The sequence below is a fragment of the Pseudoalteromonas sp. TAP-3C genome (assembly GCF_059888565.1).
The window spans coordinates 390,960-413,714 of record NZ_JCBFEM010000002.1; the positions used below are offsets into that span (position 1 = coordinate 390,960).

Sequence of the window (22,755 nt, forward strand, 5' to 3'; positions counted from 1 at the left end):
ACCCAAATCAGCACCCGTAAAGCCCCTTTACAGCTTAAGCTGTACGTTTATTTTTTTGCGTAATGTCTGTGAGACTCTGTTTGCTTTTTAAATAAACCTTGTGCACAGCAAAAGTCAGTAAAGTCATCAGTACCATCATACAAAGTATCGGCCAAAGGCTGAGGGTATGATAACCAAGCGCCCCCATAAACCAGCAAATAAGCACCCATTGAATAACATAGAGCGCGGTTACATGTTTACTGGCATATAAAAGAGCACGTGTAATAGGGCCATTATATTTATTAGCAAAAATATACTGTATTGCCGCTAGGGCACATAAATTTAAGCCAATTAAATAGCTAATACCGCCACCATTTAAATGAAAAAAGTTGCCAAACTGACCTTTAAAGTCAATGGCTAACCATATGCCGCCAATAACTAGTAAAGCAGTGCCAAGTTGTGCACATACTTTGTAAAGGTAATCGGCACTTTGTTGATTACTAAGGTATAAACGACCGAGTACATACCCTGTTAATATCGCACTTATCCACGGAAATACAGGAAAATACACCTGATAGTTATTAGCAAAAAACAAATCGCTAAAATAAGGTGAAAGCGTAAATTGCTGCCCCCTTACAAACTGGCTCAAAACTGCAATTGCAATGGCTAAAACCGCGATCCATGGTGTTTTCCAACGGGCAATATTAAGTGCCCCAAACAGCAATAAGCTAACTCCAGCCAGTTGTAGGATATCACCCGTGAGCACCATAAATTGTAACTGCCCAGCACTTAACGGACTTTGCCAGCCATACGCATTTATAAACGCCTCGGGCATGGTGTTAAACACCTCAATAGGTAGCCAAAACTTGGCCGCATTCATTAAATAGCCAAGCAGCAACAGCTGTAAACCTCGTTTAATTAACAGCAATGGTGTTTGCCTACGCGAAAGTGCCATAGATAGCCCCATTGCCACTAAAAACGAGGCGGTGCCTTTGCCAAGTATATGCACAACCGTACCAAATGCGCTTTCACTTTGAAGCGTTGTGCTGGCATACATCCATAAAGTATGCACAATAATCATAATGAAAACGCTCGCACCACGCGCAAGATCAATCGTTTTAAGACGTGTGTTCATTGGTTTTAATGTCCTTTTTAGGGCAGGTTTGGCATTTGCTGTAACCGGCTAAATAATAGCGGCAACAGGTTAAACGTTGGGGGTTTTCAGTAAATGGCGCATCAAGGTCAAAGTGCTGACAAATAAGGGTGTGCAGCTGACGATGGCAATTATTGATATGTAAAGTAGTAGCAAGGGCTAAGCTATGAGCTCGCTCAATAGCGCTACTTAATGAATCGAGTAATAACCGTGCTTGTTCTTTTTTACCCAGCGCGTAGTCGGTATTTACCCATTCACCAACTTGCCTTATAAAATGAGTAAACGCTTGGATTTGCTCAGCTTTACTTACTAACACGCCATCATTCAGGTTAAACCCGCGACAATAAGCGCCATTTATCGCTAACGGCATGTTGATGGGATCCGCTGTATTTTGCTTACAAGCAAACCAATAGCAATAAGCGTAAATAGCTTGCCAACAAAGCTGCAAATACAAATGCCGACTAATAAATTGCTTAGGCGCAGTAGGGTACTGCGCCTTACAACGAACAGTTAAAGCGCGCACTAATAATAAGCTCGGTTTAAAAGTTTGTTGCGCGGGTTGTTGGCAATATAAAAACTGCGCAAGGGTAATCGGTTTAGCCATACAACTTTGCCGATACGGGATTGTTTAAGCTACCAGCAAACTGCAAACTCCCTGCCGGATCCGTTAAATCAACCATTTGCTCATTATTACCTAGCTGTAAGCGGTTTAAACAAGAGTGAGCAAACTCATCACTAAAAAAGTCATACTCTTTAAATCGCTCATTTAAAGCAGGGTTAGCATGTTGATATGCCCTAACATTTTGCGTAACACACTGCCAAAAGTCATGCTCTGTAATACGCTCTTCTCGTACTAAAATTGCGACTAAGTATCTAAAGAAGCAGTCAAATACATCGGTAAATATACTTAATAGCTCAAGCTCTTTAGGCATAGAAACATGAATACGGTCAACCCCTGTTGGCAATACTTCAGTGCTATTAAGTAAGGCAACCTCTTCTCCTATGTCTTTCATATATGCGCCCACAGGCACCGAATTTTTAAGCTTTAAAATGAGGTTTTCGCCGTGAGGCATAAACACTAATTTATGCGCGTAAAAACAATGTATCAGCGGAATTAAATAGGCATTAAAGTAGGCATGTAACCACTGCGGCGTACTCAAACCACTTTGCGTTATCCATTCGCCCACTAAACTTTGGCCATTATTATCTAAGTGTAATAACGCCGCCATAGTGGTTAGTTGTTCATCACTATTTAAATTATGGTTTGGGTTTTCACGCCATAAACAGGCAAACATTTTACGATAGGGTGTATCACCTAGCGCGTGTTGCTCAAACGTATGGTGGGCATAGCCTAAGGTGGCGTACTCTCTAAGCGCTGTAAAATTAGCGCCTGCGAGTTGTTGATCTTGGCTAACCTTAGCAAATACCCAATCGTTAATGGCAGGAGTCACCGCCATGTAAGCACGCGATAGGCCACGCATAAACCCCATATTTAAAATAGACAACGCCACTTTTAAATACGGTTTATGCGGATGCGAGCAGTTATATAAGGTACGAATTGATTGTTGCGCTTGATATAAATCGTCACCTTCACCTAAATACACTAATCGCTGATTTGCCAACTCATTTGCAAATACCACACTCAATTTGTGTTGGTACTGCCAAGGGTGAGCAGGAATAAGTAAGTAATCATCGGGGTTTAGGTTTTGAGCTTTTAGCGCTTTGTTAAACGCATCAAGGGTGGTTAAATCTAGTTCACCATTTATATGGCTTGGGTAATCGGCAAAGTATTCACTATGGGCAAAGTCGCATACCGCTTTATGTGCTGCTAACCACAATACTTTAAACGGTTTGCCTACTTCTGGTGCATAGCGTAAAAAGTCAGCTTTACTAAAACCAATGCGACCATTATTAGCAACAAACGCAGGATGCCCTTCACTCATTGCGGCTTCTATTTTTTGCAGCCCTAAATTAGCTAACTGCGCCGCTGTTAAGGTGTTATTTTCGCGTTTAAAGCACGCACTGGCTAAAGTAGCATTTAGCTCTTCAAGGTAGGTGGCAAGGCGCTTACCCGTTAAACCTAGCGCAGGCCCCTGCATACTAAAAAAGTGCAACACATCGAGCGGTTGCAGCTCTTCGTTAAGGTTATAAAAGCATAAGCTAGGCTCGTCTATATCTATATGATTCAGTGCCATAGCCCGACCATTAAAAACAAAATAACCGCCTTCAACATTCACTTTAAAGCCTTGCTTTGTTGTCTCTGCGGCCAATAAACGCTCATGCACTAGCTCAGTCAGTGCTTTAGCTTGTAAATGCCGGTTTGCCCATTGCCAATGAGGCTGTATCACGTAATCAGTTTGCAAAGGTACTAACGAATCAGTAAATAGCTGGCTGTGCCTATCAAAGGCTGCTTTATTACAAAAGCCTAAATAAGCGGCTTTTTCGCCGAGTTGAATTTGCTGGGTGTGCACAAATCCCAAACGCTTATTTAACGTATGAATTTTAACATTAGTAATGTCAGGCTCAACCACAACACGGGCGGCGCTGTTTTGAGCAAAAATACTTTGCAGTACACACTGCATCATTTCAAAACTAAAATGGCGCTTAGGTGCCGTGTTAGGCGCTAATAAAATATGCATACCCACATCATTAGGTTCAACCTCGTACGCCGCTTTCATTAAGCTTTCGTGCGCTGGGCTATAAAGCTCAACTAAAGCTAATACGTTATTATTTTGCTCGATCACGTATGCCTGATGATGAGGCGTATCAATAATAGCTTGATACGCTTTAATTATTTGTTGCTCGGTTTGCTGCTGCATACCCCAAAAGTGCGCATACGGTTGCTTAAGCCAATCGTATATTGTTGGCATATCTGTTTGTTGTAATAACCGCATAGCCACTTTGCCGGTATGCTGTAGCGTGGTTACAAAAGATGAAAAATACATAAAAACTCCAATAAATCTTAAAAACTAAGACGCTGAACGCGCAGTTCGAGCAACAGCCTTAACTCGCCAAAGCAAAATAAAGGCAAGGCTTGCAAAGCCAATGGCTGCAAAGTAAAACACAACCGTTGTTGAAAGATGCTCTACACTCATACCCACTAATAACGACGCTAAAATAACCCCGATATTTTGCGCAATGTGCACTTTGGCAAAGTCGCTGCCGTAATGTGCAGGCTCACTTTTAGCAAATAGCATTACCTCTAGCAGTACCATCACTTGGAATAGCGCAAAACCATATAAAACACGCGATAAAATCACTAACCCCACCGACTCCTGCGCTTGTAAATAAAGTCCAAGCGCCCCCAAAATAAGTGCACATAACAAAGTGCTAGTGCGGCTTAACGTTGGCAGTGGTAAATGCTGCCTGAAATGGTTAAAAACCAGCATAACAAGCGCTGCAAAAGCAGGAATGGCGTATACAACAGCGCTTTGCAAGGTGCTGCTTTGTGCGTTTAATGCTTGCCAATGAGTAGTAAAGAAGGGGCGAATTAAAAACGCGCTAAAATAAACCACCACACTTAAAAAGCAAAATTGCCAAATAAAATAGGGAATACGTTCTCGCGGTTTTTCAGTCGCTATTGCTTGCTGATAAATACCTGTTTTTAATGAATACATTAAGTAGGCACATAATAAAACCTGAACTAGATCACCCGCACTACTGAGTAATAACGCATAGCGTGGCTCTGCTAAACTAAAGAAATAACCACCAATAATAGCGCCACCAATCGCACCAAAATGCATCAATACAGAAAACAAACCAATAATAGATAAGTGCTTAGTTTGTTGCTCTAACCGCAGTGCAAATGGGTATATAAGTAGATAACTTGCCTTTAGCACCAACATAAGTTGGTAGTAAATCCAAAACTCCCACACATTGGTAGCATAGTAGCAAAGCACGCCAAAACCAGCGGCTACCACTTGGGTTACTAACCACAAAGCCAACTCATTGTATTTTTTTGCAACTTTAGCCCACAGCGGTAAAGCCAGCATCACAGTAATACAACAGTTAGCCACAAATAGGCCGATTAAAGTGGCGTTACTAATAGCAAATTCACTAGCAAAAAATTGCGGATAAAACGGCAGGAGTAAGGTATCGCACACCACCGAAATAACCGTCAGCAAAATTAGCACTAAACGAAGACTCATGCGGCGCTACTCTGTTGTTGTGTTGATAGAGTGACATCGCTTAAATCAAAGTTTTGAAAAGCAATTTTTTGCTCTACCTGATAAGGCGCATAACCTAAAATTTCGCGCAAAATAATGCTGTTTCTATAACAAGCCATGCCTAAATCAGGAGTTACAAAACCATGCGTATGCTGCTCAGCATTTTGTACAAAAATACGTTTTTGTTCGCTATCTACCGCATATTCACGGCTCACAATATAGCGGCCTTGCTCATCTTGGGGTAATTGCTGGGCAATATGATTTAAAAAAGCAGGGCGCTGATATTTAAAGCCCGTAGCGCAAATTAAAAAGTCCGTTTCTATTGAAAAAGACTGGTCAAGCTCCTGATGAAAAAACTCAGTCAGTAAACGCTTACCTACTTTTTGAGTGTTAGTTAGCTTGCTGTTAGTTTTAAATGTAGTAGAAATTGGCCCCTCAAGGCTTTGCGCGTAGAGGGTGTCGAAAATATCGTTAATTAAATCGCCATTAATGCCCTTAAATAGATTTTTTTGGTTTTGATTGAGCCAATCTCGCTGCTCAGTTTTTAAATTATAGAAGTAATCAACATACTCAGGAGAGGTCATTTCAAGGGTGAGCTTAGTATACTCAAGCGGAAAATAACGCGGTGAGCGTGCTATCCAATCTAACTGCAAGCCTTGCGGTACGGCTTGCTGCAATAAAGTGTGATAAATTTCTGCTGCACTTTGCCCAGCCCCTACCACAGTGACCCGTTTAGCTGCCTTTAATTCATCAAGCCGATGGCAAAAGTCGCTACTGTGCATTACGTTATTTGAGTTACTTTGCATAGCGCAATCAGGAATATACGGTGCAGGGCCTGTTCCCAAAACAATATGGCGAGTCACATAATGTTGCATGCCATTAGGGGTATTACAGCTAACGGTATAACACTCGCTTTGCGGACAAAACTCAACTTGAGTGACTGTTTGTTCAAAATTAATATTTGAAAGCTGCGAGCAAACCCATTGGCAATATAAGTTGTATTCACGGCGCAATAAAAAAAAGCTTTCGCGAATATAAAACGGGTATATCCGATTATTTAGTTTGGCATAATTTAAAAAACTATACCTGCTGGTTGGATCAGCCATGGTTACCAAGTCTGACATAAACGGCGTTTGTAATGTAACGCCCTCCAGCATCATTCCTGGGTGCCAATCAAATTCACTGCGTTGTTCTAAAAACAGGCTTTTTACATCTTTGAGCGGTTCACTTAAACACGCTAAAGATAAGTTAAATGGACCAAGGCCAATAGCTATAAAATCGTAAGGTTGATTATCCATTATGCAATTTCCTTATAAGCTTGCCATGCAATGTGGCTAATTTGATCAATAACAGCGCGTACATCAGTTAATTGGCACTGCGCATTAAGCAATGTAAATTTAAGATAGTGACGGCCATTTATTTTTGTACGGGCAACCATAGCGTCACCGGTTTTTAAAAACGTTTGTCGTACATGCAGGTTTAAAGTGTCGAGTAAATCGAGATCATGCTTTAAATCATCAGGGGCAAATCTAAACACTAACGCGCTTAGCTCAGGGTAGTTAACCACTTCAAAGTCGGGGTGGTCGTTCAGTACAATATGCGTTTGGCGGGCAAGCCCTATTACTTTGTCAAACGCGCGGCCAAGCGGTGCTTCTCCCATAGTGCGTAAGGTAAGCCATAGTTTTAAAGCATCAAAGCGGCGAGTAGTTTGTAGGCTTTTATCAACCAAGTTAGGGGTGCCATTACCGGCCTCTGCTAATGGATTTAAATAATCGGCATAAAGGGTAATGTGGCTAAAATGACGTTTATCGCTTAATAAAAAGGCACTACAACTAACCGGTTGCATAAACGATTTGTGATAATCAATGGTTATAGAATCAACCAACTCAATGCCATTTAGCGCATTGCGGTGATGTTCGCTCACCAACAAACCGCCACCATAAGCGCCATCTACGTGGCACCATAGCTGCTCTTCTTTGGCTAATAGGGCAATATTATGAATTGGATCAATTGAGCCGAAATCGGTTGTACCTGCCGTAATTACTACCGCAATCGGTAAATCACCTTGCGCTTTGCTGGTTGCAATTGCGGCTTTAAGCGAGTCTATGTCCATTTGCATTTTGCTGTTTGTAGTCACCGGTACCACGGCGTTGTAACCTAATCCTAATAACGCCGCCGCTTTTTGAATACTAAAATGGGCAACCTCAGAGCAATAAATTTTAAAACGCGATGCAACAGCCGGTAAGCCCTGAAGTTTTACCTGATGTTCGGGTGCATAGCGACTAACAGCCACTTCACGGGCAACCAACATAGCCATTAAGTTTGACTGTGTACCACCACTGGTAAATACGCCATCAGCAGAGCTTGGCAGTGAAGCTTTTTGGCATGTCCAATCAATCAGCTTTTGCTCAATTAATGTCGCGCCAGCGCTTTGATCCCACGTATCTACCGAGGTATTAATCGCAGCAATAATGTGTTCTGCCACCACAGCAGGGTAGGTTACAGGGCAGTTTAAATGCGCCATATAGCGAGGGTGATGAAAATACACGGCATGATCTAAATACACGCCTTTTAATTCCTCAAGCACCGCCGGAAAATCAGCCAAAGGCTGCGATAAATCAACATCGTTTACTACTTTTGCTAACGCATTTACCGACACCCCTGAAAAAGGGTTTTGCGCTTTAGCCATAGCTTGCTGTACCGCCGACAACCCTTGCAATGACGCTATTTGATAATTAATGAATTGTTCTAAATTAAATTGAGGGGGTAGGCCGCTTTGTACAAACACGGCCTGTTTTTCAATGGTATTAACATTTAACATTTGAGATTGAGACACACCAACATTCCTTGAGTACACTTTTTAGGTGCAAGGATCTTAATGATAATAATTTCTATTTACAATAATGAAAAAGAGTGAGATGTTCATCTTTTTATAAAATAGATGTAAATTTATTAGAGGAAATACAACGATAATTAACTTGAGTTTGAGTTATATCCAGCTCAGCTGGTACATTATTTATTCAATAGTGTGTAATAAATACAATTTATGAAATATTTAATACAAAACTTAAAATATTTCTGCTTTTTCTGTTACGTTAGTGTCTGTATTAACGCTAAAGGACAGTCACTATGGAAGTAAAACAACTCGCAAGTCAGACCTTAATCGGCTTAAAAGTAAGAACCTGCAACGCCAATGAAATGAACGCTGGCACTGCAAATATAGCTGAACTTTGGCAAAATTTTAGTGAAAAGTTTGCAAGTAACCTTACTGAAAACACCAAAGTGTATGGTGTGTATACTAACTACGAAAGCGATCTTACTGGCGATTTTGATGTCATTGCCTGCTGTGATAATTTATCAATCACGCACCCTGAAGCTAAAAAAGTAACCACCCAAGCAGGGCGTTACTTAGTATTTAAAGGCAAAGGTGAGATGCCTGATGCCGTTATCGATTTATGGGGAGAGGTTTGGCAATATTTCAGCTCAGACGATTGCCGTTATGCCCGCACCTACACCAGTGATTTTGAGTACTACAAAAGCAGTAACGAGATAGAAATTGCCATTGCAATTGAAGACTAAAAAAACGGCTAGGTTTGTAAATACAAACCTAGCCGCCCTGTTTATGTCAGTCACGTTTAGTTACCTGTTATTTACGCTGCACGCAAAAAAGTGATTACTAAAAACAGGTTTATTGATATTTTCTAAACGCTTGTAAAGCGCACATTGTGCCTTGATCCCAAAGTAGTTCGTGGTTATCTAACATTTTTTGAAACTCAGCTTGATTTACCCATTTAGTCGCTGTGATATAGTCTTCATCAGGATTTTCAGGCGGATTCTCCATCATAATAGGGTTTTCTGCGATAAAATAATGCATGGGTCGGTTCCCAAAAACAGGCTCTGATGAGTATAAATGATGAAACTCATTTGCCTGCATACCCGCTTCCTCTTCAAGTTCTTCAATGGCATGCGCTTTTACACTTTTACCTACTTTATCTATTCCCCCACTGACAAATTTCCAAAATTTTCTATCATAGCCATGTATGTATTCTTGTATGATAAAAATTTCTTTTGTTTTTGTATTAAAAGGATAAACAATAACTACTTTTCGATCTTTTTTACTGGGCTTTTCTACCAATACTTCTTCAATTTCTTTTAAAAACATTTTGCTGGAGCTTAACTTTATTGATAATAATCTGGTTGCAATTTTATCATAAGTAGAAGAAGTATGGTAATGCCCATCTTTTACCATTTTGATGTAGCATCACAACTCGTCTTTACCATGGAGGCATTACCGAGGTAGTCGATTGGTTTTAAAATACGTAGACCCGCTGTCAAATCTATAATTGCTGAGTTAACAATCAAGTAATAGCTAAAAGTAGGGATTATCAAAATAACTGGTCAGTCATAAATATGATATCTGAAGTCAGGTTTGACCTCTTTGGTTCTTTGGCTGACTCCTTTAGCTCCCAAGATTCTAAACGCCCTCTTCATCTAGGGTCTGTTGACCTTTGCGGATTACAATTTGTTCAAACTAGGGGCGGTTTAATCGCGGCGCGAGGTTTGTAACCTAGTGGGCTAAGTAAAAACCGAGCAACAAAGAGTAAATCGCCCCTAGGCAGAACCCGAAGGGCAGCGCCTGTTTGGCATTGATGCTGCGTTATCGCCTATTTATGGGGAATAACCACACTACATAGGCTCTGCCTTGCCTAAATACCAAACAGACTGCTGCAAATTTAACCTTGAAAGGTCAACAGACCCTAAAGTTAGTCATTAGCAGTGCGTTAAACAAGGCGCTATAAATATGTTACTTTATTCGCTGATATATTTAATCGCGATGGAATAGATAAATGAAAATACTCATATGGATTGGAATTATATTTTTAGTCATACCCCTTGTTGGTGCCTTAATCGCTCTTATTCTTGGCTTATATGTTAATAACCCAAGCACGCATAACGCGACTGCTTTTGATAGTAAACTTAGCAATCAATATTACCTACGAGACGGTAAAGTTGTTTATGTTTTAGATGGCAATTTTTTCCAGATTGGAGGCTCCCCAATAGAAGGAGCTGACCCTGATACGTTCAGTGTGATTAGTCAGTCTTACGCTAAAGATAGTAATAGTATTTATTACGACGGAAGACGAGTTGAGGGTGCAGATCCTAGCTCAATTCAGTTGTTAACATCGGGTATTAATGCAAGTAAAGAAGAATCTGGTTATCTTATTAGTGATGGCAAGGTTTTTTGTTATGGGCAAATGATAGAAGGTGCAGACGCCGCTTCGTTCTCTTATTTATTAGGCTCATACGCCATGGATAAAGAATATTTATATTATTACATTGATGTTAAATTGCCACGTAAAGCAGTGCCAGAAGCAATGAAAAATGCAAACGAGCGTTATATTCGCCATGACGAGCAGGTGATTTACCAAGGAAAAATAATTAGTAACAACGCGAGTCGTTTTAAAATTATTAATGATGAATATGCCGTAGATGAACAGCATGTTTATTCACATGGTGATGTTGTTGAGGGTATGGTGGCCGATGGTTTTAAGGTGATTACGCCCTACTACAGAAAAGATAAAAACCAAGCCTACTACTTTAATACACCCATTCCAGAAAGTGATCCGTCTATATTTAAAGTATTAAATGATTCTGTTGCCAAAGATGATAAGCATGTTTATTACAACGGTTATATTGTTGACAATAGAACGGTGGCAGAAGTGAGCCGTTCTGATGCCAGCGAGCTTGAGAAGATGTGGAAATGGAAGTCGCTTCACTTAAGCCCAACGCGGGTGATTCTGGTTCCTACTGATGATGTTAAAGATATTACAAATAATTTTTATGCTTACAATAACGAAGTGTATGGCAGAAATAATAAATTGATCGATGTTAAACCTGAAGATGTGGTTATTCTTGATGAAGATGAAAAAATATTTGTTCGTATAGGGGCTGAGATTTTTTATTATAGTATAGCCATTGAGGACGCTGATCCCGAAACCTTCACCGTAATAGCCGATCGTTTCTCAAAAGATGCTAAGCATGTTTATTGGGAAGAGTATAAGGTAATCGACGCCGATCCGTTAACCTTTGAATATGAAGAAAATTTATATGCTGACGAAAACGATGCGGGCGAGTACTATTTGAAAATTTCGGAATAAACACGCAAAGATACAGAGTATGATTATTTACACTGTATCTTTATTGTGTATTCGACTATGGCTTTCAAACAGCCTGAGAAAACCCCCACGACAATAGAGGCGTTTGATGATCTTGCCGCGTCTAAATGAATATTCTAACTGCTTATTGCGCCAAGTATTCAAAAATGCGTGCGCGCTATCGCCAACCATGCTTTCAAGTAACGACACAACGCGATTACATTATTCAGTATTAATTACTTTATTAGGTAATAAAGTACAGTAACAGCGCCCGTGTTTTAAGCAGTTACTGTAAACCCCCGTTACGGTTTGGTTAAAAATACCGCATGGTAAGGTGGGGTTTGATCAAGTAATTAATAAGCAGCGCTTTCAAACCAGAAACATTCGCGTTGCTTTAGGAAGGGCAGGGCAAACGGGTAAAAAACATACAAGTACTTTTTGATCATTTGACCGATCCTAATGATCGTGGTTTATAATAGTCTTTGCCTGTACAAAACATGAAAGAAACGACTATCAGCCAAGCTTTTAATCAACTAACCGATCCAAGAAACTCTGCCAGTGTCCGCCATCCACTTATTAATATTCTGAGTATCGCTATTTGCGCTATTATCAGCGGTTGCAATAATTTTAACGAGATAGAAGAATACGGAAAGTCAAAAGTAAAGTGGTTACGGAAATTTTTAGACCTGAAAAATGGTATTCCTAGTCATGACACTTTTAATGACGTACTCAATCGCCTCAACCCAACTGAATTTAATAGCGCATTTACCAAATGGGTCACTGAAATAAGTAAGAATAAAGAAGGAGTGATTGCTCTGGATGGTAAAGTAATGCGCCGTACATTAGATAAAGCCTCAGGTATGCCCGCAACTCACTTAGTCAGTGCATGGTCTGTTGAGAATAATTTTTGTTTAGGACAAGTTAAGGTTGCTGATAAATCGAATGAAATAACCGCTATCCCCATTTTGCTTGAGCTCCTTGACATAAAAGGAGCAACAATTACAACAGATGCCATGGGATGCCCAGGGCAAACGGGTTGATTTTATACAGTTAGCCCAACGGTTAGCACTTTCATCATATAAACATTATCCCAACCCGCTTTCAAGCGCTTGCTTTTCACTCCAACCTTTGCACTTTTTTCGTTCTTCAATAGATTAAGTGCTATTTTATTAATTAACGCGATGTTTTGAGCTGCATACCCACTGCGTAAACGGTTTTGGTCTTCATTAAAGCTAACGTCGAGTTGCCAATGTAATTTATTCTCCACATGCCAATGACTACGGATAGCATCAGCAATAAATGCAGCGTCTTTATCTTTATGGCTACTAAGATAATACCGCTTCTCATTCGAACTTACACCATTTACCTCTCGTGTTGAGCATATTACGGCAATACTTTTTAAGCTTTTCCATCGTGGATGTCGTGCTACCAACCAATCTACTTCTGTCGTTAACCAAACCTCTCTATTTTCTATTCGCCCGTGATCACCATTTAGTGAACGATGCACGCTGTGTGGGATATTTTTAAATTGCGTGTTGAGCTGGGTATCTAAATGTAGTTTAACGTCATCATAAATCTCCCCTTGATTCCCCTTAAGTCCAAGCACATAGTTACCCTCGTTAGAGATTATTTGCTCACCGATTTTATACTGGCATCCCATGGCATCTGTTGTAATTGTTGCTCCTTTTATGTCAAGGAGCTCAAGCAAAATGGGGATAGCGGTTATTTCATTCGATTTATCAGCAACCTTAACTTGTCCTAAACAAAAATTATTCTCAACAGACCATGCACTGACTAAGTGAGTTGCGGGCATACCTGAGGCTTTATCTAATGTACGGCGCATTACTTTACCATCCAGAGCAATCACTCCTTCTTTATTCTTACTTATTTCAGTGACCCATTTGGTAAATGCGCTATTAAATTCAGTTGGGTTGAGGCGATTGAGTACGTCATTAAAAGTGTCATGACTAGGAATACCATTTTTCAGGTCTAAAAATTTCCGTAACCACTTTACTTTTGACTTTCCGTATTCTTCTATCTCGTTAAAATTATTGCAACCGCTGATAATAGCGCAAATAGCGATACTCAGAATATTAATAAGTGGATGGCGGACACTGGCAGAGTTTCTTGGATCGGTTAGTTGATTAAAAGCTTGGCTGATAGTCGTTTCTTTCATGTTTTGTACAGGCAAAGACTATTATAAACCACGATCATTAGGATCGGTCAAATGATCAAAAAGTACTTGTATGTTTTTTACCCGTTTGCCCTGATGGGATGCCAGTATAAAATCGGTGAGCAAATAATCTCTAACGAGGGTAACTATGTGCTTGGACTTAAGGGGAATCAAGGGGAGATTTATAATGACGTTAAACTACATTTAGATACCCAGCTCAACACGCAATTTAAAAATATCCCACACAGCGTGCATCGTTCACTAAATGGTGATCACGGGCGAATAGAAAATAGAGAGGTTTGGTTAACGACAGAAGTAGATTGGTTGGTAGCACGACATCCACGATGGAAAAGCTTAAAAAGTATTGCCGTAATATGCTCAACACGAGAGGTAAATGGTGTAAGTTCGAATGAGAAGCGGTATTATCTTAGTAGCCATAAAGATAAAGACGCTGCATTTATTGCTGATGCTATCCGTAGTCATTGGCATGTGGAGAATAAATTACATTGGCAACTCGACGTTAGCTTTAATGAAGACCAAAACCGTTTACGCAGTGGGTATGCAGCTCAAAACATCGCGTTAATTAATAAAATAGCACTTAATCTATTGAAGAACGAAAAAAGTGCAAAGGTTGGAGTGAAAAGCAAGCGCTTGAAAGCGGGTTGGGATAATGTTTATATGATGAAAGTGCTAACCGTTGGGCTAACTGTATAAAATCAACCCGTTTGCCCTGTTAGGAAGGGTAAAAAGGCTAGTTAGAAATCAAACTAGGTAATAGCTAAAAGTAGGGGGTTACTGGTTTATCTTATTGCTTTAGACTTTACCTCGTCGTCAAAATAAAGATAACGGCTCAGTCAATAAATATGATACCTGAAGTTAAAATTTGACCGCTCAGATTCATACCGAGCAGGTAGCGCTTCAGTCCAACAAGCGATTATGCAACACAAACTGCGTGTCGCATAAATACTAAAATGTTAGCTTTTAACCGTCTTTCCGCACCCAAAAAAATTAATAAAAAAGCTTGACGACGATCTCCATTTTTGATCTATTACTTATCTTTAAGTGGTGTAAAATTTATGGCGTCTTATTCAACAAAAAGTCTTGATCATTTAGGTTTAGTTGCAGGTATGAACAAAGAACTTGGTATTGCTAAGTTAATTGATCAATCACTCCCTGAGCAAAGCCCTGATAAGTTGATTTCTTATGGTCAACTTGTTGAAGCCATGATTTTAAATGGGCTTGGTTTTGTTGGCCGCACTCTGCATATGTATCCGCAATACTTTAAAGAGCGCCCCGTTGAGCGCCTTATTGGAGAAGGGATAAAAGCTGAGCATATTAATGATGATGCATTAGGTCGTTGCCTTGATAAACTGTATGACGCCGGTGTTTCCGGTATTTATCAAACCTTATCAGCCCACGTTGTAAAGCACTTAAACCTTCCTTGTGAAGGTATCAATTTAGACTCAACCAGTATTCATGTTGATGGTAAGTATGAGGATGATATTGATAGCCAAGCGATCAAACTTGTCAAAGGCTATAGTCGAGATCACCGCCCTGAGTTAAATCAAGTTATATTGAATTTGATCACAGAAAACAGAGCGGGGATCCCTATTTATATGCAAGCAGCCAGCGGTAATAGCAATGATAGCGAAGGCTTTAAACAGATTGTAAAACAGCATATAAGCAGTCTCAAAGCGGCACAGAATAGCCGTTACTTTATTGGCGATGCAGCGCTTTATACCGCAGAAACGATCCAATCACTTCACGAACAAGCGCAGCTTTTTATTTCCCGTGCGCCACAAAAATTAAAACAGGTTAAAGAAGCCATCAAGGCACAACATACACTCAATTTCGAGCAGATGGACAATGGGTATAGCGGCGCTTGGTTGACATCAGAATATGGAGAAGTCAAGCAGCGTTGGTTATTGCTAAAAAGTGAGCAAGCCAAAAATAGAGAGCAACATACGCTCACTAAGCGGATGGAAAAAGAAAGCAATGAAACGCTAAAATCCTTTAAGAAATTAAACAAACAAAAATTTGCGTGTCGTTTAGATGCAGAGCAAGCATTAAAAACGTGGCAAAAAGGGCATCCTGACAGTGAAGTATATGCGCATGAAATCATTGAGCAGGGCGTATTTAAACGCAGTGGTCGTCCAAAGCTAATGCAACAACCCGATAGTATTGAATATCAAATTACAGGCACAGTTTATTGGACACTAGCAGCGAGAAAAACGAGGTTACAAGACAAAGGCATGTTTATACTGGCGACGAATGATTTACGCGATTCGCTGTCGATGGAAAAAATGCTCAGTTTATACAAATCCCAACAAAGTGTTGAGAAAGGATTTCGATTTTTAAAGAGCCCTGACTTTTTAACCTCATCACTTTACTTGAAAAAACCAGAGCGGATAGAGGCACTGTTAATGATAATGACGTGCTGTTTAATGGTTTACGCCGCACTGGAGCATAAAATGAGGGCTGAGTTAAAAGCGCAGGAAGCTCATTTTCCCAACTTAAAATACAAGCCCTGTCAAAACCCAACAGCGCGATGGGTATTTTTCTGTTTCCAGGGTATTCATGTGTTAACGCTAAGTGAAACACAGGAATTAGTATTGAATATAGAGCAGAGGAACAGGACAATCATTGATTGCATGGGCAGTATCTATCAAGAAATTTATTCCTGAAAGCGTTGCGGAATGTCGGTTTTAAGGAAGAATTGTGGATAAATTACAAGTAGCATTAATTGCTTTAGTAGTTGGTTGGGGGTTATCACAACTGACTGAAATAATAAAATCAAAATGGAAAATTAACAAGTTAAAGTTGGCTATATCTTTAGAGTTAAAAGATTTAGAAATACTTCTTGGTGAACGCAATAAAACTGCTAAGAAATCAGCTTTAGAATATGGCCATAATTATAACTATAGTTGCTCGCTAGGTGCTCCCGTTTCAACACCTGTTTTTGACGCTTTTTATTGTGATGTTGCTGCTAGTTTTACTGAGGAACAACGATATAATATTCGTGTATTTCGTGATCATATCCGAGCATACAACAGGGCAAACGGGTTGATTTTATACAGTTAGCCCAACGGTTAGCACTTTCATCATATAAACATTATCCCAACCCGCTTTCAACCGCTTGCTTTTCACTCCAACCTTTGCACTTTTTTCGTTCTTCAATAGATTAAGTGCTATTTTATTAATTAACGCGATGTTTTGAGCTGCATACCCACTGCGTAAACGGTTTTGGTCTTCATTAAAGCTAACGTCGAGTTGCCAATGTAATTTATTCTCCACATGCCAATGACTACGGATAGCATCAGCAATAAATGCAGCATCTTTATCTTTATGGCTACTAAGGTAATACCGCTGCTCATTCGAACTTACACCATTTACCTCTCGTGTTGAACATATTACGGCAATACTTTTTAAGCTTTTCCATCGTGGATGTCGTGCTACCAGCCAATCTACTTCTGTCGTTAACCAAACCTCTCTATTTTCTATTCGCCCGTGATCACCATTTAGTGAACGATGCACGCTGTGTGGGATATTTTTAAATTGCGTGTTGAGCTGGGTATCTAAATGTAGTTTAACGTCATCATAAATCTCCCCTTGATTCCCCTTAAGTCCAAGCACATAGTTACCCTCGTTAGAGATTATTTGCTCACCGATTTTATACTGGCATCCCATGGCATCTGTTGTAATTGTCGCTCCTTTTATGTCAAGGAGCTCAAGCAAAATGGGGATAGCGGTTATTTCATTCGATTTATCAGCAACCTTAACTTGTCCTAAACAAAAATTATTCTCAACAGACCATGCACTGACTAAATGAGTTGCGGGCATACCTGAGGCTTTATCTAATGTACGGCGCATTACTTTACCATCCAGAGCAATCACTCCTTCTTTATTCTTACTTATTTCAGTGACCCATTTGGTAAATGCGCTGTTAAATTCAGTTGGGTTGAGGCGATTGAGTACGTCATTAAAAGTGTCATGACTAGGAATACCATTTTTCAGGTCTAAAAATTTCCGTAACCACTTTACTTTTGACTTTCCGTATTCTTCTATCTCGTTAAAATTATTGCAACCGCTGATAATAGCGCAAATAGCGATACTCAGAATATTAATAAGTGGATGGCGGACACTGGCAGAGTTTCTTGGATCGGTTAGTTGATTAAAAGCTTGGCTGATAGTCGTTTCTTTCATGTTTCGTACAGGCAAAGACTATTATAAACCACGATCATTAGGATCGGTCAAATGATCAAAAAGTACTTGTATGTTTTTCACCCGTTTGCCCTGGAGCATACAATTCAATTGTTGAATTTATAGAAAAAAATAGTTCGGGTACAGCAACTCAAAACGAAATAGTGTTTAAACTTTTTGAAGCATATAAACAAACGGCTTTTGCATCTATATATATTCAGGAAGCCAATAAAGTTGGTGGTATTGTAAAGATTAGTGATAACCACGAAAATCTAGAACAATTACGCAATGAACTGCCTGGCTTAATTGAGAAGCTTGCAATTAAAAGCTAACAAACGCTTTAACCATAGAGGACGCAAAACAACATGCTTGCACTCCTATGTCGCTTATTTTAGCCTGTTATTTCGCGCTGGTTAGGCAAGCGTTTTGTTTTTAATCAGAAAAACAGAGTATTGTAACTAATTTTGGAAGATAGAATACGCCAAGGTTCAGAGTTTGAGTCCTCAAAGTAACCTTGTTCAATACCTGACAGCATGTCCGCAAACTGTAAGTTTGTACAAGCAGAGCTATCAAGAGGTCGAGTCTTTAATACAGTTGAAACAGATTCTTGAAACCAAAGTGTAGTTTGTAAATAGTCATGTAAGCTATTACCACTTTCTACTTTTACGCTTCTAGGGTCAGGAATAAAAGTCACATTGTTAAAAAGCTTCATGTGTTTAACTAATGACAAGTTAATCATGTAGTTATATAGTTTATTGGCATCAGTTCGAATATGGGCTTGGACGTTTTGTTTGCGTACAGTAATAGATACATACTTGATGTCGTCAGGATTAGCTTCAACGAGTCTTTTGGCACGAGTTGCAAATTCGGTGCGCTCTTCAAAAGTCATTTCTGACCATTTCTTTTCTACTTTCGAATCCCACTTAAACTTTTGATAAAGTTTCTTTATCATTCGCTTTGGCAAGTGCTTTTTTTCAGGACTTACAATGAGACTGGCAATGGTTAAATATCTACTGGAGCCACCTCTGCGATAAGGACTATCAAAGGTCCAACCCAAGTCACCGCTTTCATCGAGGTAAATGTTCGTAGATGTCATAATAGTCTGTTGTATAAGGGAAGTGGGTGTGTGAACCCTAACACCGACGTTCTTATATAACGCTTACGATACCGAGGCGTCGCGGCTACGCTAGGCTTTACTCACACGCCGCAGAGTATGTATGACAGAAGTTCGGCTGTCAATAAAAACATAACAAACAATTTAAGAGGGATTCTGCAGTTGGCTCTGTTTCGCTTCACATTTTAGCTAACTTTTACTCGCCGCTTAAGGTTGCGTTGCCATTGTCTGCCTATGGCACTCTCCACTCAATCAATAATACCTAGCTGTCAGTTAGGTTTGATTACTTAAGCTAATTTTTTGCACTCAACCTAACCAATATTCAACTAAGTTAAAACCTTTCACCTAACACCTTTTGCCTTTAACCTTATAATTTAACTGTAAACCCCCGTTACATTTTGATTAAAAAAGCCACACCTCAACATGTGTTTAGGTGTGGCTTTTTTACAGCAGCTGTAACTAAAAATTAAGCGACATTCACTGCTAATAACTGGCTGCTAATAGCTCGTTACGTACCAGCTCTGCGCCTTTGCTTAGGGCGTTAAGTTTACCGTTTGCAATATCACGCGGCAGAGGAGCCATGCCGCAGTTGGTGCAAGGGTAGAGCTTGTCGGCATCTACATATTTAAGCGCTTCGCGTAGGGTTTTGGCCACCTCTTCGGGTGTTTCTATGGTATTGGTGGCTACATCGATTGCGCCTACCATTATTTTTTTACCGCGTACCAGTTCGAGTAGCTCTATGGGGACATGTGAATTTTGGCACTCAAGCGAAATAATATCTATATTCGATTTTTGCAGCTTAGGGAATACTTCTTCGTATTGTCGCCACTCGGTGCCGAGGGTTTTCTTCCAATCGGTGTTAGCTTTAATGCCGTAGCCGTAGCAAATATGCACGGCGGTTTCGCATTTTAGCCCTTCTATTGCTCGCTCTAGGCAGGCTATGCCCCAGTCGTTTACGTCGTCAAAAAACACGTTAAAAGCGGGTTCATCAAATTGGATTATATCAACCCCAGCGGCTTCTAACTCTTTGGCTTCTTGGTTAAGTATTTTAGCAAATTCCCATGCTAGTTTTTCACGGCTTTTATAGTGATCGTCATACAGGGTATCGATCAAGGTCATTGGCCCGGGCAATGCCCATTTAATTGGTTGGTTGGTTTGCTGGCGTAAAAACTTAGCGTCTTCAACAAATACCGATTTAGTGCGAGACACAGGGCCCACCACTGTCGGCACGCTGGCGTCGTAACGGTCGCGAATTTTAACCGTTTTACGGTTTTCAAAATCAACGCCATTTAAGTGCTCAATAAAAGTGGTTACAAAGTGTTGGCGAGTTTGTTCGCCATCGCTGACTATATCTACGCCTGCGGTTTGCTGCTCGTGCAAAGAAATACGCAGGGCGTCGTGTTTGCCATCAACTAGCTCGTTGCCTTGTAGTTTCCATGGTGACCATAAGGTTTCGGGTTCGGCAAGCCATGAGGGTTTTGGCAAGCTGCCTGCTGATGAAGTGGGTAATAATTTTTTCATAATACATGCTGCCTTTAATTTTGTTGTGTGATTAAGCGATACTTGTTGAGAACTGCTGCAGCACTGATTGATAAGGCTTAATAAAATGCTGCTCGGTAAATTTGCCTTGCTCAACCGCTAATTGGCCTCGCTCTGCGCGGTCATACACAATTTGCGTTAACGAATGATCGTCATTTTTTAAATTTGGTTTATAACGGCTACCTGCGGCGGCATTGGCGTTATAAATTTCTGGGCGATAGATTTTTTGAAACGTTTCCATGGTGCTAATAGTGCTAATTAGTTCAAGGTTGCTGTAGTCGTTAAGTAGATCACCAAAAAAGTAAAACGCTAACGGTGCAACGCTGTTTGGTGGCATAAAGTAGCGCACTTGTAAGCCCATTTTTTTAAAGTATTGCTCTGTTAACGACGACTCATTAGGCTGATACTCTACGCCTAAAATAGGGTGTAAGTTTTCACTTTGTTGATAGGTTTTATTATCAGACACGCTTAAGCAAATAACCGGCGGCTTTTTAAAGTGCTGTTTATAGGTATCTGAGTTTACAAAGTATTTAAACAATTTGCCGTGTAGGTCACCAAAGTTATCAGGAATACTAAATTGCGGTTTGCTTTTGTTATGCTCAAGCAATAACACACTAAAATCGTAGTCGCGCACATACGATGAAAAGTTATTACCCACTATACCTTCAATTCGCTGGTTGGTTTGGCGGTCAATAATATTGGTTTTTAATACCTCAATTGACGGAAATGCCTGACCACTGCCAGCAATGTCTAAATCAACCGAAATGATCTCAAGCTCAACCGCGTAACGATCCCTTTGTGGGTTATCCCAGCTGGCGAGTGCATTAAACCGGTTGTTGATCATTTTTAGGGTATTACGTAAGTTTTGTTGGCGGCTCTCACCCCTTGCTAAATTAGCAAAATTGGTCGTAATACGTGTGTTGTTTGATGGATGGTAGTTTTCATCCAAGTTAGTGCTTTTAATAGTAAATATAAGATCAGTGCTCATAGCCGTATCCTTTCAATTTGAGTTGTTACTGCTTTTATTAATCACACATTGCTGGCTGTTAAAACCAAAATAACGGGTTAGCAATAAGGGTGCTTTGCAGCATTAATAAATTTATACACGGTATGTAGCATGAAGAAAAACGGGTTTATTTCAGGTAAAACATGAGCCAGATTCATTCTCTTACTAAGTTAAACGGGTAAATTCAGCTAATTACCTATGACCCTCTCACAAAAGCCACTTTAGAAGTCTAGATTTCTAGATGTTTTTGCGGGTGTTGTAATTTATTCATACAAGACGTGAGTATTATTCAATGCTTATAGGCACTTAAAGTGCCATTTGCATAAAAGGTTATTGATATACTCGAATAAACCTTGGTGAGCTTATGTGCTATTAAACGTTTTTTACAAGCAACTCACCGCCACAGAGCATAACGACCCCTAACATAAAAAGAGACAAAAGGAATGAGTGATTTAATAGTGTTAATTATATACTGCGCCATACTTGGCAGTGGTGTTGGTTTTTTAGCTGGCCTATTAGGAATAGGGGGCGGGTTGGTGATTGTGCCCATACTCAGCATGATATTACTGCACTTTAATGCTTTACCACCTGAACAAGTAGTGGTGGTTGCCATTGCTACCTCGCTTGCCTCTATTTTATTTACTTCGACCTCGTCGGCTATTGCACATCATAAAAATGGCAATGTACCCTGGGATATTGCACCTTGGATTATGGCGGGCGTTGCCTTTGGCGCGCTTATTAGTGGCTTTATGGCGGCATTGTTACCTGAGCATGTTGTGCGCTTGGTGTTTGCTGTGAGTGTGGTGTTAATTGCACTAAAAATGATTTTTTCAGGTAAGAGTGATTCAGCAATAGCGCGCCCGTTACCAAATAAAGGGTTGCTCAGTGTTTATACGACCATAACCGGTGGCTTGTCTGCCATGATAGGTATTGGTGGCGGGGCAGTATTAGTGCCGTTACTGACGTTTTTTTCTGTTGATATGAAAAAAGCCATAGGCTGCGCCTCGGCCTCTGGCATTGTGATAGCGCTGTTTGGTTCAATGGGTTATATCAGCTCAGGCAGCCAGTTATTTAGCCTAAAAGAAGGATTTGCAGGTTTTGTGTATTTGCCCGCTTTATTGGGTATTGTATGCACCTCATGGTTTACTGCGCCACTCGGTGCTAAAGCTACCCATTATTTGCCAGTTTCAACCATAAAGAAAATATTTGCTGGCTTATTAATTGTAATGGCAATTAATATGTTTAGCCGATAAGGTTATTTAGCTCGCGT

Annotated in this window: 20 protein-coding genes and 1 pseudogene; 8 read left to right on the forward strand and 13 right to left on the reverse strand. The window is 40.1% G+C overall.

The window, feature by feature from the left end; translation table 11 throughout:
- Positions 1–34 precede the first annotated feature (34 nt).
- From AC6H44_RS17665 to AC6H44_RS17690, 6 genes are read right to left on the reverse strand one after another with little or no spacing between them, the layout of a single operon-like run.
- A complete protein-coding gene (locus AC6H44_RS17665; RefSeq protein ID WP_500738525.1) occupies positions 35–1,114 on the reverse strand; it encodes a heparan-alpha-glucosaminide N-acetyltransferase domain-containing protein in 1,080 nt (359 codons plus the stop codon).
- A complete protein-coding gene (locus tag AC6H44_RS17670; RefSeq protein ID WP_500738526.1) occupies positions 1,098–1,736 on the reverse strand; it encodes a hypothetical protein in 639 nt (212 codons plus the stop codon). The genes AC6H44_RS17665 and AC6H44_RS17670 overlap by 17 nt, the downstream gene beginning before the upstream one ends.
- On the reverse strand, positions 1,729–4,077 hold the full coding sequence (locus AC6H44_RS17675; RefSeq protein ID WP_500738527.1) for a GNAT family N-acetyltransferase: 2,349 nt from the start codon (positions 4,075–4,077) through the stop codon (positions 1,729–1,731). The genes AC6H44_RS17670 and AC6H44_RS17675 overlap by 8 nt, the downstream gene beginning before the upstream one ends.
- A gap of 24 nt (positions 4,078–4,101) precedes the next feature.
- Positions 4,102–5,280 carry an MFS transporter gene (locus tag AC6H44_RS17680; RefSeq protein WP_500738528.1) on the reverse strand — a complete coding sequence of 393 codons (1,179 nt, stop codon included), beginning with the start codon at positions 5,278–5,280 and terminating at the stop codon, positions 4,102–4,104.
- Positions 5,277–6,596 carry a lysine N(6)-hydroxylase/L-ornithine N(5)-oxygenase family protein gene (locus AC6H44_RS17685; protein WP_500738529.1) on the reverse strand — a complete coding sequence of 440 codons (1,320 nt, stop codon included), beginning with the start codon at positions 6,594–6,596 and terminating at the stop codon, positions 5,277–5,279. The genes AC6H44_RS17680 and AC6H44_RS17685 overlap by 4 nt, the downstream gene beginning before the upstream one ends.
- Positions 6,596–8,134 carry a pyridoxal phosphate-dependent decarboxylase family protein gene (locus AC6H44_RS17690; protein ID WP_500738530.1) on the reverse strand — a complete coding sequence of 513 codons (1,539 nt, stop codon included), beginning with the start codon at positions 8,132–8,134 and terminating at the stop codon, positions 6,596–6,598. The genes AC6H44_RS17685 and AC6H44_RS17690 overlap by 1 nt, the downstream gene beginning before the upstream one ends.
- Before the next feature lie 293 nt (positions 8,135–8,427).
- Between AC6H44_RS17690 and AC6H44_RS17695 the strand changes: the two genes are divergently transcribed.
- Entirely contained in the window at positions 8,428–8,877 is a 450-nt protein-coding gene (locus AC6H44_RS17695; RefSeq protein ID WP_500738531.1) for a GyrI-like domain-containing protein, read from the forward strand.
- Between the two features lie 109 nt (positions 8,878–8,986).
- Here the strand turns inward: AC6H44_RS17695 and AC6H44_RS17700 are convergent, their stop codons facing one another.
- Positions 8,987–9,547 (reverse strand): NUDIX hydrolase, encoded by a 561-nt coding sequence (locus tag AC6H44_RS17700; RefSeq protein WP_500738532.1) that lies wholly within the window; start codon positions 9,545–9,547, stop codon positions 8,987–8,989.
- A 598-nt stretch (positions 9,548–10,145) separates the two neighbouring features.
- On the opposite strand from AC6H44_RS17700, the gene AC6H44_RS17705 reads away from it, so the two are divergent.
- On the forward strand, positions 10,146–11,456 hold the full coding sequence (locus AC6H44_RS17705) for a DKNYY domain-containing protein (protein ID WP_500738533.1): 1,311 nt from the start codon (positions 10,146–10,148) through the stop codon (positions 11,454–11,456).
- A gap of 114 nt (positions 11,457–11,570) precedes the next feature.
- Here AC6H44_RS17705 and AC6H44_RS17710 read toward each other — a convergent pair.
- Positions 11,571–11,663, reverse strand: a pseudogene (locus AC6H44_RS17710) (haloacid dehalogenase type II); the annotation flags it as partial.
- A gap of 287 nt (positions 11,664–11,950) precedes the next feature.
- Between AC6H44_RS17710 and AC6H44_RS17715 the strand changes: the two are divergent.
- Positions 11,951–12,493 (forward strand): ISAs1 family transposase, encoded by a 543-nt coding sequence (locus AC6H44_RS17715; protein ID WP_500738534.1) that lies wholly within the window; start codon positions 11,951–11,953, stop codon positions 12,491–12,493.
- Between the two features lie 2 nt (positions 12,494–12,495).
- On the opposite strand, the gene AC6H44_RS17720 is transcribed toward AC6H44_RS17715, so the two are convergent.
- Entirely contained in the window at positions 12,496–13,629 is a 1,134-nt protein-coding gene (locus AC6H44_RS17720) for an ISAs1 family transposase (protein ID WP_500737093.1), read from the reverse strand.
- A 51-nt stretch (positions 13,630–13,680) separates the two neighbouring features.
- Between AC6H44_RS17720 and AC6H44_RS17725 the strand changes: the two genes are divergently transcribed.
- The 3 genes from AC6H44_RS17725 to AC6H44_RS17735 all read left to right on the forward strand — a co-directional run bounded on the left by AC6H44_RS17725 (position 13,681) and on the right by AC6H44_RS17735 (position 16,707).
- Entirely contained in the window at positions 13,681–14,340 is a 660-nt protein-coding gene (locus AC6H44_RS17725; RefSeq protein ID WP_500738536.1) for an ISAs1 family transposase, read from the forward strand.
- 362 nt (positions 14,341–14,702) lie between these two features.
- Positions 14,703–16,310, forward strand: a complete 1,608-nt coding sequence (locus AC6H44_RS17730) for an IS1634 family transposase (RefSeq protein ID WP_500738537.1) — start codon at positions 14,703–14,705, stop codon at positions 16,308–16,310.
- Positions 16,311–16,344: 34 nt separating this feature from the next.
- Complete coding sequence (locus AC6H44_RS17735) at positions 16,345–16,707, forward strand: hypothetical protein (RefSeq protein ID WP_500738539.1); 363 nt, start codon at positions 16,345–16,347, stop codon at positions 16,705–16,707.
- On the opposite strand, the gene AC6H44_RS17740 is transcribed toward AC6H44_RS17735, so the two are convergent.
- Positions 16,696–17,829, reverse strand: a complete 1,134-nt coding sequence (locus tag AC6H44_RS17740; RefSeq protein WP_500738541.1) for an ISAs1 family transposase — start codon at positions 17,827–17,829, stop codon at positions 16,696–16,698. The two genes, AC6H44_RS17735 and AC6H44_RS17740, sit on opposite strands and share 12 nt — an antisense overlap.
- A 161-nt stretch (positions 17,830–17,990) precedes the next feature.
- Here AC6H44_RS17740 and AC6H44_RS17745 point away from each other — a divergent pair, with 161 nt between their 5' ends.
- Positions 17,991–18,158, forward strand: a complete 168-nt coding sequence (locus tag AC6H44_RS17745) for a hypothetical protein (protein ID WP_500738542.1) — start codon at positions 17,991–17,993, stop codon at positions 18,156–18,158.
- 104 nt (positions 18,159–18,262) lie between these two features.
- Here AC6H44_RS17745 and AC6H44_RS17750 read toward each other — a convergent pair whose 3' ends face one another.
- The 3 genes from AC6H44_RS17750 to AC6H44_RS17760 all read right to left on the reverse strand — a co-directional run bounded on the left by AC6H44_RS17750 (position 18,263) and on the right by AC6H44_RS17760 (position 21,467).
- The gene (locus AC6H44_RS17750; protein ID WP_500738543.1) at positions 18,263–18,922 is read right to left on the reverse strand and encodes a DUF3800 domain-containing protein; all 660 of its coding nucleotides are present in this window, start codon (positions 18,920–18,922) and stop codon (positions 18,263–18,265) included.
- 501 nt (positions 18,923–19,423) lie between these two features.
- Positions 19,424–20,461, reverse strand: coding sequence for a methionine synthase (locus tag AC6H44_RS17755; RefSeq protein WP_500738544.1), 1,038 nt, complete (start codon positions 20,459–20,461; stop codon positions 19,424–19,426).
- Between the two features lie 31 nt (positions 20,462–20,492).
- Complete coding sequence (locus tag AC6H44_RS17760) at positions 20,493–21,467, reverse strand: DUF1852 domain-containing protein (protein WP_500738545.1); 975 nt, start codon at positions 21,465–21,467, stop codon at positions 20,493–20,495.
- 461 nt (positions 21,468–21,928) lie between these two features.
- On the opposite strand from AC6H44_RS17760, the gene AC6H44_RS17765 reads away from it, so the two are divergent.
- Positions 21,929–22,738 (forward strand): sulfite exporter TauE/SafE family protein, encoded by an 810-nt coding sequence (locus AC6H44_RS17765; protein WP_500738546.1) that lies wholly within the window; start codon positions 21,929–21,931, stop codon positions 22,736–22,738.
- The last annotated feature ends 17 nt before the right edge of the window (positions 22,739–22,755 follow it).